Origin of the sequence: Micromonospora sp. WMMD964 (assembly GCF_029581455.1) — a bacterium.
GTDB lineage: Bacteria > Actinomycetota > Actinomycetes > Mycobacteriales > Micromonosporaceae > Micromonospora.
In genome coordinates, this window is the sequence record NZ_CP120860.1 from 5,644,033 (window position 1) to 5,659,860 (window position 15,828).

The 15,828-nt window shown below is 70.5% G+C and carries 13 protein-coding genes, 1 tRNA gene and 1 pseudogene; 9 read left to right on the forward strand and 6 right to left on the reverse strand.

Going from position 1 to position 15,828, the window contains the following annotated elements; translation table 11 throughout:
• Nucleotides 1-10: 10 nt before the first annotated feature.
• Nucleotides 11-274 carry a hypothetical protein gene (locus O7616_RS25745; protein ID WP_282304378.1) on the forward strand — a complete coding sequence of 88 codons (264 nt, stop codon included), beginning with the start codon at nucleotides 11-13 and terminating at the stop codon, nucleotides 272-274.
• A 146-nt stretch (nucleotides 275-420) separates the two neighbouring features.
• On the opposite strand, the gene O7616_RS25750 is transcribed toward O7616_RS25745, so the two are convergent.
• Together O7616_RS25750 and O7616_RS25755 are read right to left on the reverse strand one after the other, a co-directional pair.
• Nucleotides 421-654 (reverse strand): cold shock domain-containing protein, encoded by a 234-nt coding sequence (locus O7616_RS25750; protein ID WP_282304379.1) that lies wholly within the window; start codon nucleotides 652-654, stop codon nucleotides 421-423.
• Nucleotides 655-962: 308 nt separating this feature from the next.
• Nucleotides 963-1,682: an SDR family oxidoreductase gene (locus O7616_RS25755; RefSeq protein ID WP_282304380.1), complete on the reverse strand. Its 720-nt coding sequence runs from the start codon at nucleotides 1,680-1,682 to the stop codon at nucleotides 963-965.
• Nucleotides 1,683-1,862: 180 nt separating this feature from the next.
• On the opposite strand from O7616_RS25755, the gene O7616_RS25760 reads away from it, so the two are divergent.
• Nucleotides 1,863-2,768 carry a LysR family transcriptional regulator gene (locus O7616_RS25760; protein ID WP_282304381.1) on the forward strand — a complete coding sequence of 302 codons (906 nt, stop codon included), beginning with the start codon at nucleotides 1,863-1,865 and terminating at the stop codon, nucleotides 2,766-2,768.
• 13 nt (nucleotides 2,769-2,781) lie between these two features.
• On the opposite strand, the gene O7616_RS31185 is transcribed toward O7616_RS25760, so the two are convergent.
• From O7616_RS31185 to O7616_RS25770, 3 genes are all read right to left on the reverse strand, one after another.
• Nucleotides 2,782-3,099 carry a TetR-like C-terminal domain-containing protein gene (locus O7616_RS31185; RefSeq protein ID WP_348773889.1) on the reverse strand — a complete coding sequence of 106 codons (318 nt, stop codon included), beginning with the start codon at nucleotides 3,097-3,099 and terminating at the stop codon, nucleotides 2,782-2,784.
• Between the two features lie 438 nt (nucleotides 3,100-3,537).
• Nucleotides 3,538-3,990 (reverse strand): MarR family transcriptional regulator, encoded by a 453-nt coding sequence (locus O7616_RS25765; protein ID WP_282304382.1) that lies wholly within the window; start codon nucleotides 3,988-3,990, stop codon nucleotides 3,538-3,540.
• 101 nt (nucleotides 3,991-4,091) lie between these two features.
• Nucleotides 4,092-4,853, reverse strand: a complete 762-nt coding sequence (locus O7616_RS25770; protein WP_282304383.1) for a hemerythrin domain-containing protein — start codon at nucleotides 4,851-4,853, stop codon at nucleotides 4,092-4,094.
• A gap of 169 nt (nucleotides 4,854-5,022) precedes the next feature.
• Between O7616_RS25770 and O7616_RS25775 the strand changes: the two genes are divergently transcribed.
• From O7616_RS25775 to O7616_RS25790, 4 genes are all read left to right on the forward strand, one after another.
• Nucleotides 5,023-6,492: a M1 family metallopeptidase gene (locus tag O7616_RS25775; RefSeq protein ID WP_282304384.1), complete on the forward strand. Its 1,470-nt coding sequence runs from the start codon at nucleotides 5,023-5,025 to the stop codon at nucleotides 6,490-6,492.
• 189 nt (nucleotides 6,493-6,681) lie between these two features.
• A complete protein-coding gene (locus O7616_RS25780; protein WP_282304385.1) occupies nucleotides 6,682-7,374 on the forward strand; it encodes a hemerythrin domain-containing protein in 693 nt (230 codons plus the stop codon).
• Between the two features lie 258 nt (nucleotides 7,375-7,632).
• On the forward strand, nucleotides 7,633-8,340 hold the full coding sequence (locus O7616_RS25785) for an SDR family NAD(P)-dependent oxidoreductase (protein WP_282304386.1): 708 nt from the start codon (nucleotides 7,633-7,635) through the stop codon (nucleotides 8,338-8,340).
• Nucleotides 8,341-8,613: 273 nt separating this feature from the next.
• Nucleotides 8,614-9,519 carry a septum formation family protein gene (locus O7616_RS25790; protein WP_282304387.1) on the forward strand — a complete coding sequence of 302 codons (906 nt, stop codon included), beginning with the start codon at nucleotides 8,614-8,616 and terminating at the stop codon, nucleotides 9,517-9,519.
• A gap of 184 nt (nucleotides 9,520-9,703) precedes the next feature.
• On the opposite strand, the gene O7616_RS25795 is transcribed toward O7616_RS25790, so the two are convergent.
• A tRNA-Leu gene (locus tag O7616_RS25795) sits at nucleotides 9,704-9,790 on the reverse strand.
• 231 nt (nucleotides 9,791-10,021) lie between these two features.
• Here O7616_RS25795 and O7616_RS25800 point away from each other — a divergent pair.
• The 3 genes and pseudogenes from O7616_RS25800 to O7616_RS25810 all read left to right on the forward strand — a co-directional run.
• Nucleotides 10,022-10,438 (forward strand): annotated as a pseudogene (locus O7616_RS25800) (tetratricopeptide repeat protein); the annotation flags it as partial.
• Nucleotides 10,439-11,905: 1,467 nt separating this feature from the next.
• Nucleotides 11,906-12,967, forward strand: a complete 1,062-nt coding sequence (locus tag O7616_RS25805) for a hypothetical protein (RefSeq protein ID WP_282307723.1) — start codon at nucleotides 11,906-11,908, stop codon at nucleotides 12,965-12,967.
• 216 nt (nucleotides 12,968-13,183) lie between these two features.
• The gene (locus O7616_RS25810; RefSeq protein ID WP_282304388.1) at nucleotides 13,184-15,808 is read left to right on the forward strand and encodes a fibronectin type III domain-containing protein; all 2,625 of its coding nucleotides are present in this window, start codon (nucleotides 13,184-13,186) and stop codon (nucleotides 15,806-15,808) included.
• Nucleotides 15,809-15,828: the final 20 nt, after the last annotated feature.

The following is a 15,828-nucleotide window of genomic DNA, read 5'->3' on the forward strand; positions in this document are numbered from 1 at the left end:
GCCACCCCGGATGAGCCGAGCAGAGATCACCCCCCTGGTGACCGCACTCGGCGACATCACCACCGTGCTGCGCGACGCCGACCCCGCCGACAAGGCCGAGGTCTACCGGCAACTCGGCCTCCGGCTGAACTACCAACCGGAAACGCAAACGGTGCGCGCTGAAGTGGATCTCAGCGCGCACCGTGGGGCAATGGTTTGTGTCCGAGGGGCGACACAGCCCATTGCCCCACCGCCGATGAAGCTCAGCGCAACTCTGAGGCTCGCACGATTCTAGCCGCTGAGCTGACTTCATCTAGTACGGCAGCGGGGTTAGTTATGTAGATGACCAGCGATGAGCAGAGCGTGGTTCGGCGTGCGAGGGCGAGTCATTGTGTCCTTGGACCTGACCTGGCGTTCGGGGGCGTCGGCTCGCTGTTGGGTTTACGGAATGACGCGGACGGCGCGGTAGTCGTAGCCATCCTGGCCAGGGGATTCCCAGTCGAGTCGTACTGCCTGTCCCGGGGTCAGGGCGCGGTAACCGGGCATGTCAATGTGGCTGAAGTGCACCCAGCACCCGCCTGGCGTATCGGGTGAGTCGACGACTCCCCAACCCTCTTCGTCCCGCCACTCGCGCGTGTTGGCTGTTGTTGTGCCGGTGCGCTCGCGATCAGTCACGTGGCAGATCGTAGGGATCGGGCGTGCTGGCCCGCAATGTAGTTGCGGCTTCGCGATGCCGATCACGGCGGGTTGGCTCGCGCACCAATGTCGCGACTTGCCCGGACGCTGACTCGGTGTGTTGACGAATTGGCCGAGCATGCCGGCGAGGCTTCGCCGCACGCGATGCAGCGACCAGCCGCAGGGTCCGGTCGATCCGTGGCGTGGCGACGTGGTCTGGCCGCTGGCCGGTCATCTGAGCGGACGGTGCGAGCGCCACCGGTGGCGGTGGCGCTCGCTGGTCACTCTGCTGGGCGGGTCGCACGTCCTCAACGGGCCAGACCTCCGTCGGCCATGACCGTCTGGCCGGTGATGAAGCTGGCGTCGTCGCTGGTGAGGAACGCCACGGTGCCCACCAGGTCGTCCGGCTGGCCGTTGTGTTTGATCGCCTGCGCCTGCGCGACCGCCGCGAGGACCTCCTTCGGGTGAACCTGGAGGACGCCCGGCGTGATGGTCAGGGTCGGGCCTACGGCGTTGACGGTGATGCCGAACGGCGCGAGGTCGTTGGCGAGACCTCGGGTGAAGCCGATGTCGCCCATCTTGCTCGCCATGTAGTGCGACAGCCCTGGGCTCGCGGTCACGATCGAGTTTGAGGTCAGGTTCACGATCCGACCCCACCCGCCGTTCTTCATGGCCGGAAGAACGGCCTTGACCATGAGGAACTGTGAGTCGAGGTTGACCGCGAGGACGTGCCGCCAGGTCGCGTAGTCCAGGTCGTCGATGTCGCGGAACGGGAAGATGCCCGCGTTGTTGACGAGGATGTCGGCCCTCCCGAACCGACGGATGATCTCGGTGCCGACGGCCGCCGTCTGGTCCGGGTCGGAGACGTCGGCCGTGAGACCGATCGCGGTGTGTCCACCGCTGGTGATCAGACCCACGGTCTCTACCGGGTCGGAGAGGTCGATCGCGACGACCGTCGCGCCTCGTTCGCCGAGGTGACGGGCGATGGCCTGGCCGATGCCGCGGGCCGCGCCGGTGACGACCGCCACTCGGCCTTCGTGTGTGGGAAAAACGGACATGGTACGAACTCCACTTCTGAACAGGTTTGTTGCCGTGCCGGCCGGACGGTGCCGGTCCTGCCACTCACAACAAACGGCCTGTTCAGGACGTATTCAGATCCGACACACATGGTGGAGATGGTTCCCATCTCTGCGGGAAATGACGTGTGCGTGGAACTGCGGAACCTGCGGCACTTCGTCGCCCTGGCCGAGGAGCGGAGCTTCACCCGGGCGGCCGCACGAGAACTCATCGTTCAGTCCGGGCTGTCCACGTCCATCCGGGCGCTGGAGCGGGACGTCGGGGCGCCGCTGTTCGTGCGGGGGACGCGGCCGGTGCGGCTGACCGCGGCGGGTGAGGCGTTGGTCGGCGCGGCCCGGCGCGCCCTGGAGGCGGCGGCCGCGGCCCGGCAGGTCGTACAGGACGTCGAGGGCACCCTCTCCGGACGACTGCGAATCGGGACGATCAGCAGTGTGGGGCACACGCTGCCCTTCACCACCTGGCTGGCGGAGTTCGCCCATGCCCATCCAGGGGTGACCATCGTCGTGAAGCAGGACGCGACGCTGCGCATGCTGGAGATGGTGGAGAACGGCGGGCTGGACTGCGCCCTGCTCTCCGCCCCGCATGCCAGCGGCCTGGCGGCCCTGCGATTGATCTCTGACCCGGTGGTGCTGGCGTGCGCCGAGGGGCATCCGCTGGCCGACCGGCGCGCGGTCCGGCTGGCCGAGTTGGACGGGGAGCGGTTCGTCGAGACACCCGCCGACTGGGCCATCCGGGTGCTGGTCGACCGGACGTTCCAGGCCGCGAGTCTGACGCGGCGGGTCGTCTGCGAGGTCAACGAGTGGACCAGCGTGCTCGACCTGGTCGACGCCGGCGTCGGTGTCTCCCTGGTCCCCGCCGGGCTGGACTTCGCCCGCTACCGCCGTCAACTCGGCGTCCGCCTGATCCCGCTCGCCGATCTGCGGCTGGAGCGCCAACTGGACTTCGTGTTCCCTACCGGGGAGGCGGCCAGCCCCGCCACGCGCCGCTTCGTCGAGTTGCTGAGGCGGCACCGGAGGCTTGAGCGGCAGGCGGGTTGACCCGGCCGGGCGGTCAGCGCAGCCCACGAACGAGGTTGTCGGCGTGGGTGCGGGCGAAGTCTGCGGTGAGCGGGAGGTCGGCGATGAGCAGGCGGTGGTAGCACGCGCCCCAGAATTGATCCACGACGGATTCCGGGTCGATGTCGGCCCGTAGCTGCCCCCCGGGCCATGGCCCGGGTGAGGGTTTCGACGGCGAGGGCCCGACGGGGGGCGGAGTAGCGCTCCCGGTAGGCGGCGGCCAGCGCCGGGTCGGTCTGCGCCTGCCCGATGAGTTGATTGATGACCGGCCCGGCGGAGGTGTCCCGGACGGGGTGGACGAAGGCGACGAGATGGTCGGTCAGGTCGGCGACGATGTCGCCGGTGTCCGGGAACGCCGACGTGGGTGCGACGACGGTGAAGTAGCCGTCCAGGGCGAGCGCGCCCTTGGCGGGCCCCACTTGTAGGTCGTCATCCGGCTGGCCCTGGCGAGCGCCGCGCCCTTCTCGATGGTGAAACCGGCCCCGAGGTCAAGGGATTCCTCCGGGGCTTGGCGGGCGGCCAGGTCCCAGCGCAGTGACGCACGATCGGCGACATCGCGGTACACGTCGGGTACGAGCCTGGTCATGTCGAATGTTCTCGGCATGTACGGACGCGGCCCTACCGCGTCCACAGGGCGCCGACGCTGACGCCTTCGGACTCGCCGAAGAGGTCATCAACCAGAGGGCCTGAGGCGTCCCGACCGACCTCATTGTTGTGTGTGGCGCGCCGACGCCCGGTTCTCAGGGTCGGCTCACTCGAGGGTCAGCGCCATGCTGTGGAACTGGTCGGCGATACCGGGGACCTCGGCCTTGTCCAGATGGTCGACGATGCGCCGACGGGCACTCGCCAGGAGCGTCGGATAGGCCGCTTCAAGGCGTCGTAGTCCCTCGTCCGTCAAAGTCGCGACGCTCCCCCGGGCATCCTTGGCGTCGCGTCGTTTCGTCACCCAACCACGGGTTTCGAGGGCGTTGACGACCCGGGAGATACGGCTGACGGACAGTGTCGCGGTCATCGCGAGGTCGGTTACCCGCATCTCCCGGTCGGCAGCCTCGGAGAGGTGCATCAAGACGATGTACTCCGAGAGCGTCAGCCCGGTCGCCTTCTGCAGGTCGTCGTCGAGCGCTTTCGGTAGCGAGACCATGACCCGCATCAACGCTCGCCAAAAACGCTCCTCGTCGGGGTCGAGAGGAACTGGGGCTGTCATTCAACAAGCGTAGCCGTGGTGTGGTTCGAAACGACGCGCCGGCGGCGGTAGCGGCTCGGACCGCCCGCCCGGCGTCGACCCACCGCAGGGTGAACGGCTGGTCAGCTCCCCGTCGTACGCGTTGGCGTGGACGTGCCGTGGACCTTCTCGGCGTAGCTGGCGTACGCCTGTGAGGCCAACTCCCTGATTCCAGTCTGAGCCTGCGGGGGCATCTCGGCGATGATGCTGTCGATGACCTCCGGGGCACCTTCGTACATGAGCATGCCGAAGATCACCGGCAGCAGTTCGGGCGAGGTTTCTTCGCCGCCCTCGCCGGCCACGAGCCGGTACTCGGCCGCGGTGACGTACCTCTCGATGAGCGGGACGACGCGTTCCTCCTCAAGTGCCAGGTGTTCCCGCAGCACCCTCAGGAGCGCGTCGACGGCGTCGGCGAGAGCATCGCGCGACACGGCTGACGAGTCGGCCCGCCACTGTCGCAACGCCTCGTTGACCCGTTCAGCACCTCGGTGAATGGCTTCGTGCTGCCTTTCCATGACGTCGATGATCGGCGCGATGGCCTCGGGGACCCGCGCCTCCAGCCGGGGCCAGATGTGCTTGTCCTCCCCGGAGTGGTGCTGTTCGAGGAGTTGGCTCATCAGGTCGACGTGACGCGCCACGACCTCCACGCGGCGCTGGTCACCGGCACCGACCTTGCGGATCAGGGCCGGGGTAGTTCCGAGTTCGCGGCGCAGCATGGTGTGCACTGCGAACATGTCGCGGGCGTCGGCGAGCGGCTCGTTCTCCGGAGTCACAGGTTTCCTGCCTTCCATGTCGCGTTGCCCCGGGACGCCGAGCCGGTCCGTATGCGGGAGGGATCGTGACAACCCGGGCGGGGTCTGGATCCGACAATCCCGCTATTTACGTGCTTGCGCAAGCAACAGTAGGATGGGTCACATGAGCACCGACCGCCCCTCTCCAGCAGAGTCCCGAGGAAGACCGGACGTCTACCTGCAGAAGATCCCCCATGCTGTCGCCGGCCTCTGGAGCTCACAGGTGCGTTACCGATCCGCCGTCGCGGTGCTGGCGTCCTTGACGCTGCTCGCCGGCTGCACGGCCGACCCGCCAACGGCGCCCACGAAGGGCGGCATCTTCGCGACCCCGTCCGGCGCCCCCGCGCTCTCCGGTCCGTACATGGCGTTCGCGGCGGGTGTGTCGAAGCCGGTCGTCGACCCGCTCTACCCCGAGCGCGGCACCGACGCGGTGGACGTGCTGCACTACGGACTCGATCTGGACTGGTCACCGACGAAACGCACCCTCACCGGCACGGCGACAGTTCACCTGCGGCCGATCCGGGACGCGTCGTCGGTGAGCCTGGACTTCACGCCGTACACCCTCGACACCGTGACCGTCGACGGCACCAGCGCCACGGCGGCGGTCACCCGCGAGAAGCTCGTAGTCGAGACCCCGGTCCGGGCGGGCGTCCCGATCACACTGGTCGTCGGCTACCACGGCAAGCCGTCGACCACCACGTGGCCGACGAAGCGCGGCGACGCCCACCCGCTCGGGCTGACAGTCGACAGCGACGGCGGAATCTGGACCATGCAGGAGCCGTTCGGGGCCTTCACCTGGTACCCGGCGAACGACCACCCCTCCGACGAGGCGCTCTACGACATCGCGGTCACCGCGCCCAAGGGCTGGACGGGAGTGGCCAGCGGCACCCCGGTCGGGCAGAGCGGCACCACCTTCACCTACCGCAGCACCGTCCCGGTCGCCTCGTACGCGACGACCCTGGCCGTCGGCAGGTACAAGAAGCTCGCGGCCACCGGCCCGCGCGGCATCCCCGTCACCACCTGGTACCGAGCGAAGGACACTCGATTCCTACCGATGCTCAAACGGTCCCCGGCCTTCCTCACCTGGCTCGAGGAGCGCTTCGGCCCGTACCCGTTCGACTCCGCCGGCCTCGTCGTGGTCGAGTCGAACTCCGCCATGGAAACCCAGCAGATGGTCACCCTGGGTGAGGTACAGCCGCAACGCGGCGACAAGATGTTCGACCTCACCACAGTGCACGAGTACGCCCACCACTGGTTCGGCGACGCCGTCACGCTCACCGACTGGCGCGACATGTGGCTCAACGAAGGCTGGGCCCTCTACGTGCAGAAGCTCTACGAGAAGGACAAGTACGGGCTCACGGACGCGGAGATGGTGAAGGCGAGCCGGCAACGCGACGGGGAACTACGCAAGGAGTACGGCCCACCGAGCAAGCCCGACCCCGCCGAGTTCGGTGCGACGAACGTCTACACCTGCGGCGCGGCGATGCTCCGCCAACTACATCAGGCGCTGGGAGACGAGCGGTTCTTCGACCTGGCACGGGGTTGGGTGCAGGAGAACCTGCACACCCAGCAGACCCGGGCGTCGTTCACCGCGTACGTCAACAAGAAGACCGGCCACGACTTCACCGCGCTCATCGACGCGTGGCTCGACTCCCCCACCACACCCCCGGAGACCGGCCCGCTGCCGCGGTGATGCCCGCCGTCGATGCCGTACCCACCCCACCCGTACAGGGGAGTCCGCGCTCGCCGGATGAGGTGGTTAGTCAATTCCAAGTGACCCCCGAGTGACTGGGCGCACGATCGCTCGACGTGTGCCGTCGCTAAGGCCCGATCCCGTGGCCGACGATCAACAAACCCCGTGATGCCACCCTGAAAGGTCACCGTGAGCCGCAATCAGAACGAACCCATGGCCGATGTCCGCGACATGTACATGGCCCATGCCCTCATGCGTCGGGAGCTCGGCCTGCTTCCGCGGGTCGTCCGCGGGGTCACGCCCGGCGATGCCGCGCGAGCCGAGATCGTCGGCGCGCATACCGAGCTCGTGACCATGATCCTGCACCTGCACCACCAGGGCGAGGATGCGCTGCTCTGGCCCCTGCTGAACGCGCGTGGCGGCGCCGAGGCGACGGCCATTGTGCCGATCATGGAGAAGCAGCATCACGCCATTGAGGAGGCCAACGAGACGGTGGCCGCTCTGCTCCCCGGCTGGCGGGCCACCGGCCGCGGCGGCGACGACCTCGCCGACGCCTGCGAGCGGCTCTACACCGCGGTGGCCGAGCACATGACGCTGGAGGAGCGCGAGATCCTGCCGCTGGCCGAGAAGCACGTCACCCACGCGGAGTGGAAGCAGATGGGCGAGCACGGGATGAAGGACGCCCCGAAGAAAAGCGTGCCACTGGCCCTAGGCATGATGATGTACGAGGCCGATCCCGAGGTGATCAAGGGGATCCTCGCGGAGGCCCCGCTCCTAATCCGGCTGCTCATGCCGATCATCGCGCCACGCACGTACGCCAAGCACGCCAAGCGCATCCACGGCACCGCCACCCCACCTCGAAGCACCGCCATCCCCGCCTGATCACCCCGTCCACCAGCCGGGCGGCGAGTCGCGCCCGCCGGCCGACCCATGGCAGTCAGGACGGAGAGCTACGCCCGGACTCGGGTGTCGGCGGAGCCGGCACCCGATCGACACCCGAGTCCGATAGCGGGTCAGACCTGCCGACAGGCGATTCCATTCAAGCGCAGTCTGACACCGCTACGTAATGGCACGATCACGTCAGCGACTGATGCCGGGCCGAAGCATTAATCACCTGTTACTGCAACTGCGGAGCTAATGATGACAACAATCCTCGTCACCGGCGCCAACAAGGGCCTGGGCTTCGAGACCGCCCGGCAACTCGTGGCCGCCGGACACACCGTGTACGCAGGTGCACGCGACGCCGAACGCGGGCGACGGGCCGCCGACGAACTCGGCGCCCGCTTCCTGCTGCTCGACGTGACCGACGACGCCTCGGTAACGGCAGCGGCCCAGCAGGTCGCGGCCGAGGGCGGGTTGGACGTCCTGGTCAACAACGCCGGCATCGAACCACGCCAGGCCGACGGCGGCTTCATCCCTGCCGCCGAGGTAAGCGCCGACCTCGCCCACCGCGTGTTCGACACCAACGTGTTCGGGCACATCCGGATGCTGCACGCGTTCCTCCCCCTGCTGCAGCGCTCCGCCGCGCCGGCCGTGGTCAACGTCGGCAGCGGCGCGTCACTGATGCGTGAACTCAGCAACCCCGAAAGCCCGGCCCACTTCTATCCCGACATCACCTATCCCGCATCCAAGGCAGCCGTCAGCATGCTGACCGTCCAATACGCCAAGGCGTACCCGGGCATCCGGATCAACGCCGTGGACCCCGGCTTCACCGCCACCGACCTCAACTTCCACGCCGGCCACCAGACCATCGAGCAGGGTGCCGAAATCATCGTGCGGATGGCCCAGATCGGACCAGACGGTCCCAGCGGCGGATTCTTCGACGCCCGGGGCGTCATCCCCTGGTGACCCACGGCGGAACGCACCATCGGCATGGCCAACTGCGCTGGTGACCACTCGACACCTCAAACAACATCGCCATACCGCACTCGGCTCGTCGAACACCGCCGATCCACCTGCGCAGCCGACTACGCCCCCGCAGACACCCTCATCGCGGCGCTCCCCCTCTGCTCGGCAACAAGAAAAGGCACCGTCTTCGGCGCAGCCTGAGACCGCGACTACGGGCAATACGTCCGCGACGCCGGGTGGCATATGCTGCCGCGGCACGACGGGGAGGGTGACATGCGACGGTGGCGGGTTCGGGTGGCGGTGGCCGCCATGGCCGGGGCGACGGCGATGGCGGGGTGCGGGGCACCGGCCGGGCTCGACGGCGACCTGACCGACGACTGGCGGCCCGCCGCGGCGGCCGTGCAGTTCACCCCGAAGGTGGGCGACTGCCATGTGATTGCCGAGCCGTCGAGTTACCTGGCCAGCTACCAGCCGGTCGACTGCACGCGGCAGCACCTGCTGGAGACCTTTCACCTGGGCACGTTCACGGGCGCGGTAGCCGAGCGGGAAGCCCCGCCGCCGGTGGGCTCGGCGGTGCTGCGGCCGGCGTTTGCCGAATGCGACGCGAAGGCGACCGCGTTCGTCGGTGGTGATTGGCGGGGCGCTCGCCTGACGGTGCAGGTCGCGCCCCCGTCTCCGGGCGGATGGCAGGGTGGCAGTCGCTGGTTCCGGTGCGACATCTTTGAGCTGGACACCGCCGACGGCGGCTCGGCGCAACGGCATCCGGACGACCACCCGGTGCAGCACACCGGCAGCCTGCGGGACGCTTTGAAGGGCCCGTCACCGCTGGCCTTCGGGTGCCTGAACGAGGACCGGTACGGCAAGTTCGAGCAGAGCACCTGCGCCCGGCCGCACACCTTCGAGTACGTCGGCTCGTGGACGGCGCCCGACAGCTCGTACGCGGACGCGGAACGTGACGAGGACGGCGTGCACGCCAAGTGCCGGACCCTTGTGGCTCGGTACGCGAAGGTCCCGGTCGACGGCACGCTGCGCTACCGCACGGGCACCTCGTACCTGGCGCCGGCCGAGGAGGCGTGGGCGCGCGGCGACCGGGGAATCCGATGCTTCTACTGGTCAGGAGGCCCGAAGGTGACTCGCTCGATCAAGGACGGTGGCACAAGGGTGCTACCGGTCCGCTGAGCGCGTTCCTCGCCGTCTGGATGGTGCTGGCCGTGTCCGGGGCCTGTTGCCGGAATTCACGAAGGTCATGTGGCAGCGACGCGCGGCTTTGCGCTGCGGGGGTGGTCGCGTCGAATCACCTACCAGACCGAAACGCAAACGGTGCGTGCTGCAGTCGATCTCAGCACGCACCGTGGGCAATCATTGGTGTCCGAGGGGGGACTTGAACCCCCACGCCCTATACGGGCACTAGCACCTCAAGCTAGCGCGTCTGCCATTCCGCCACCCGGACCTACACGTTCAGCCTACCTCGCCGACCGGATGATCTTTCCATCCGATGTCGGTACGGCGGGCCGCACGGGGAGTTACTGTACACGCCGCTCGTGGATCATGCACATCGCCTTCCGGCGTCCCGGTCTGGGCGCTCGCACCACTGCTCAGGCGGCCTCACCGGGCCGCACCGACACGGCGGTCACGCGTGTCCGGGTAGCGTCCGGCGGCCCTCTGGCGGCAGCATTGCCACGTGTCCCATCCCTCCCCCCTCGCAGCCGTCCAGCATCGGGCCCTCGCCCTGCGTTCCGCTGGCGATCTCAGCGCCGCCCGGCAGCTGCTCGCGGAGGCTGTCGAGTCCCCTCCCGCGCCGTACGCTGGTGATCATCCCGAGGTGCTGCACACCGCGCATCTGCTGGCGCGGTTGCACCGGGAGGCGGATGATCCGCTCGGCGCCCGCCGGGTGTTGGAGGAGGCGTTCGCGGCGGGTGAGCGGCGGTGGGAGCACTCCGACCCGGGGCTGCTCGCCATCGCCTTCGAACTCGCCGAGGTGGCCGAGGAACTGGGCAACCGGCACGAGGCCCGCCGCAACTACACCCGGGTCGCCACCGCCGGGCCCGCGGTGCTCGGGGAGCACCACCCGACGGTACGCGCCGCCCGCGACTACCTCGGCCTGCCCGCGTCGGCCCCGAGCGGGCCGCCCAACCCACCGCCCACGCCCGGTCCGGAGCCGGTCAGTGCGCCGCCCGTTTCCGGTGTCCGGTCGGCGCTGTCCGGGCCGACGCTGTCCCTGGCGACCCTCGCCGCGATGCGTCCCTCCGGTCTCAAACCGGCGACCGCCGCCTCACCCTGGGCTCCGCCGCAACCGCCGGCCCCACCCCAGCAAACCCCTCCAGGGGTACGCGCACCCGCCGCACCCGGCAACGCCATGGCTCCGGCCTCGGCGCCTCCGGCGCAGCCCATCCACCGGACGCCCACCTCGGTCCCGCCGACGCACACTGTCCCGCAGGCACCTCCCTCGGCCACGCCACCGCGACCCGCCCAGCCACCGCGCCCCGCCCCGCCGACGCCTACCCCGACCCCGCCAGCACAACCCGTCCCGCCGACACCTACCCCGACCCCGCCAGCACAACCCGTCCCGCCGACACCTACCCCGACCCCGCCAGCACAACCCGCCCCGCCGACACCTACCCCGCCAGCGCAGCCAGGGCCACCCCCGCCGGCGAGCCGGTCGCCCGGGCGGGCGACTGAGAGCCAGCCGCTCGGGCCGACGGTCGAGAGGCAGCGGCCCCGGCCGAGTACCGAGTCCCAGCCGCTCACGCCGAGGGCCGGAGGCCAACCGGCCGGACCGACTGCCGACGGCCGGTTACCCAGGCCCAGGGCCGAACGCCAGCCGGTGCCGTCATCCGAGCAGGGGCCGCCACACCGACCACCGGTCGGGCCTCTCGCCGCGCCGCGCCAGCGTGTCGGCGATGACCACCCGCCCGTCGACGCCGCCGCACACCAACCGGCCGTCCCACCTGCTCCGACACCCGCACCCCGCTGGGACGAGCCCACGATCCAGGTACGGCAGATCGAGCCGCTGCTCGCCGAGGAGGCGGCCCGAACGGGAGTCAGGCCAACCGGACCGGTCGACGCAGCCGATGTCGAGGCGACATCGCCGGGCAGCCCGTCGCCGACCAGGAGCCACCCGGGGCCGACACGGCCGGTCGGCGGAGCACCAGCCCACCCGGTCAACGCGCCGCCGACCCACCCCGTCTCCGAAGCACCAGCCCACCCGGTCAGCGGGCCGCCGACCCACCCGGGCTCCGGAGCATCAGCCCATCCGGTCTCCGGGCCACCCACTCCTCCGGTCTCCGGGCCACCCGGTCATGGACCATTCGGGTCCGCGCCACCCGCGCACACCTACCCAGCAGCGCCCGCCTCGGCTGGGTACAGCTACCCGACCTCTGCGCCACCGGCCGGGCAGCCGATCTCCGCACCCCCCGTCTCCGCCCCTCCGACGAGCGCACCGCCCATTCCCCGGCAACCGGTCGCCGGGCTCCCGCAGAGCGCGCCCCCCGTCTCCGCACCACCCAACACCGCGCCGCCCAACACCGCGCCGCCCAACGCCGCGTCTTCCGTACCCCCATGGGGGTTGACCGCGCCGCCGTGGAGCCAGAGTGGCCCGCCGCCACTGCCGAACACCGGCGCCGAGGTCGCTGAGGTCGCTGAGCCGCCCCGGACGGACGCCGAACCCGCCGGTGGGGACGGTGAGTCCGGGCTGGACATCTTCGACGCCGCGGTGGTGCCGACGCAGCGGACCCGGGACTCGGCGTCCGACGCGACCGAGGTGTTCCCGGCCGTCGCGGCGAGCAGTGGTCCGCCCGGCGGTCACGCCGACCCGGGTCAGCCGTTCGCCGTCCAGGCCGGATCTGTCGCCACGCCGTCGACGCCGACTCCGGTGGAGTGGTCGGCGCAGGGCAGCGCCGCGACGCCGGGCGTGCCACAGCCGTTCACGCAGCACCAGCAGGATGGGCAGCACCAGCAGGACGGGCAGCACCAGCAGGACGGGCAGTCGACCCCGGCAGGACAGGCCCCCTACCCGACGCAGAGCCACCACCAGGACCACCACGCCACCCCGGAGCACCAGCAGGGCCAGGCGTTGTACCCGGGCCAGCAGTACCACCCGGTGCCGGACGCGTACCGGCCGGCGTACGCCGACGAGGACGGCTCGGCGGGCCGTAACCGGGCGACGCTGATCGGCGCGGTGGTGGCGGCCGGGGTCGCCCTTGTGGCGGTGGCCGGGCTGGGCGCGGTGGTGCTGACCCGCGACGATCCGCCGCCGGGCGGGGCCGCGCCGACGACTGCGGCACCGACGGGTGTGGTGCCGACGGCGGCCGGGCCGCCTCCGGGGGATCTGAAACTGCGGGACGACTCGACCACGATCACGCTGACCTGGACGGACCCGTCCGGCGGTGCGGTGCCGTTCATGGTCGCCGCCGGACGGGCCGGGCAGGCACTGGGGGTGATGGCCACGGTGGACCCGGGCCGCACCAGTTACACGGTCAACGGGTTGAACTCCCGAGTGGATCACTGCTTCACCGTGCTGGCCGTGTACTCGACGGACAGCTTCGCGACCTCGGGCCAGGTCTGCACCGCGCGGGAGCGCACCGCCTCGCCGGGTGAAGGGCCCTCGGGCCGACCGTCGCCGAGCTGACCCGGAACGTGAGCCGGGCCGAGCCGGAACGTGAGCCGAACCGATTCGGAGCGCGCACCGGGCTAGCTGGGCGTCCACAACGCACACGCTCGGTATCCACAGGGGTGACCGTGCGGGTTCCCCCGCCACCAGCAGCGCCATATGATGGCACCCGGCTCAGGGGAGGGGTCGCCGCGCGGCGCGCCACCTGCCACGACTCATTGGAGGCAGCCGGCTGTGGCCAGCATCGACGACGCCGTACGGACCGACGCCCCCCGCTCCCGGTCCCGGCTTCGCGGTGGGCTGGTGACCGTCGGCACGGTGACCGCTCTGCTGGCCGCCATGGGGTTGACGGTTCTCGGGCTGGGTGCGGCCGACAACGCGGTGGCCAACTACGACGCGAGTTCCTGGCTGTGGAGCACGGCGCGCAGCGAGCTGGCCCGGGTCAACGGGGTGACCGCCCGGGTGGACACCCGCACCGAGATCCCCGGCGCCAACCGTCACCCGATGCAGGTCACCCAGACCGACCGGCTGCTGATCCTGCGCGACCTGCAGACCGGGCAGGTCAGCTCCCTGGACCTGGCGACCCTGCAGCTCACCGCGACCACCAAGACGACCCCCGGCCTCGGCGTGAGTGTCGCCCTGCACGAGGACGCGGCGTTCGTCGTCGACGCCGTGCAGGGCATCGTGCGGCAGCTCGACCCGCGGTCGTTGGCCCCGGTCGGCGAGCCGGTCCGCTATCCCCCGGGCATCGCCGGCGGCACCTTCGACGGCGAGGGTCGGCTCTGGATCGCGGTGCCCAGCCAGGGCACCGTCTCGGCGATCACCGCCGCGAAGCTGCCGTCCGCGCCGGCCTCGGCCGCGCCCGACGGTGGCGGCCTCAGCCCGGAGCGGGTCGAGTCGTACGACGTGGCCGAGGCGAGCCACGAGCTGGTGGTCTCCACCCTGGACGACGGTGTGGCGGTGCTCGACCGCACGGCCGGCAAGCTGGTGCGCGTGCAGGGCGGCAAGGTGCGTCCGACGCCGTTGACGCTGTCCGGTCCGGCGGCGCTGCCCGCACGGACCAGCGGCCCCCGCATCCCGGTCACCGTGCCCGCCGAGCGGCGGGTGCTGGTGGTGGGCGACGGTGGGGAGGAGAAGGCGTTCACGGTGCCGGGTGAGGGGGATCGGCTCAGCGCGGCGGTGGCCTGGGCGGACCGGTTCTACTGCGCCGACGAGTCCACCGGCACGATCTACGCCTTCGACGGGGGCGGGCAGCTGGTCGAGACCATCGGCGGGCGGGCGAACGGGCCGCTGGAGCTGGAGGTCCGGGAGAACCACCTGTTCATCAACTCCCCCGACGCGGCGACCGCCCGGGTGGTGGACGACAAGCACCAGGTGCGTGAGGTCGACAAGTACGCCAACGACGTTCTCGGCGGCGACCCGCCGCCGGTCGCCCCGCCACCGCCCCCGCCGAAGAAGCCCCGGGTGGGTAAGCCGAGCGCTCCGCGCAGCGTGACCGCCTCCGCCGGCAACGCGCAGGCCCGGGTGAGCTGGCGGCCGGCTGCCGCCAACGGCGCCGAGATCATGAAGTACGTGGTGGAGGGTGCCGGCCAGCGGGTGGAGGTGGGCGCGAACCAGCGTGCGGTGGAGATCAAGGGTCTGACCAACGGCGAGACGTACCGGTTCGCCGTGCACGCCGTCAACGCCAAGGGCGACGGCCCGCCACGCAACAGCAACCCGGTGACCCCGACCGCGGCGGTGCCCGATCCGCCGGCGAGCGTCACCGCCCAGGAACGGCCGGACGGCACGGTGTTGGTGAAGTGGCCGGCCGCGAACGGGCAGGGCAACACCATCGCGAGGTACGCGGTGACGGCCACCTCGGCGGGGACGAACGCCCCGGCCGGCGAGTCGACGAAGACGGAGCTGGTGGTGCCGGCCGGTGAGCTGGAGTACGGCACCCAGTACGCGTTCACGGTGGTGGCGGTCAACAGCAAGGGCGCCGGGTCGGCGGCCTCGCCGGTGAGCAACACGGTGGTGCCGTTCGCCGCGCCGGGTCGTCCGCTCAACCTGCGGGCCGGCACCGTCGCCAACCAGCCGGGCGCGGTGACCGTGCAGTGGGCACCGGCCGAGGCCAACGGTCGGCCGGTGACGAAGTACCTGGTGGACGTCGGTGGGCGCACCAGCGAGGTGACCGACACCCGCACGACAGTCACCGGGCTGGGCAACGGCCAGAACGTCACGGTGAAGGTGAAGGCGGTCAACGAGGCGGGGCCGGGCCCGGAGGCCACCGCCACCGCGCGTACGGTCGCCGAGCCGCGGGTCACGGTGACCGGTTCGTCGGCGACGGCCACCGGGGCGACGGTGACGTTCACAGTGGACGCCGGTGGCGGTCAGGCGACCTGTTCGCTGAGCACGCCGGGTGAGCCGGCGAAGGCCGGGGCGTGTTCCAGCATCACGATGACGGGCCTGACGCCGGGCACCAACTACACGTTCACGGTGACCGCGAGCAACGCCGCCGGTAAGGGCACGGCGACGAGGGCCCAGAAGACGCAGCCGCTGTACGGGATCGCGACCTGCCGTAACGGCGCGTCCGGGCCCGAGTCGACCTACTGCGACCGGGACCGGGATGGCCGCAACGGCAACGAGATCTTCTCGGTCGCTCGGCAGGACAACGACAAGCAGGTGGGCTGGGCGAAGCCGGGCACCAGGCTGCAGGCGTACTGCAAGAAGTCGGGCGAAGAGGTCTACGCCTACATCTACAACAACGAGAAGCGCAGCACCTGGTGGGTGCAGGTCAACTTCGAGGGGAAGAACTACATCCCCTGGGCCTGGCTCAACCTGGAGGGCGGCGACACCATCAACGTCCTGCCCACCTGCTGAACCACCAGCGAGGAGCACCA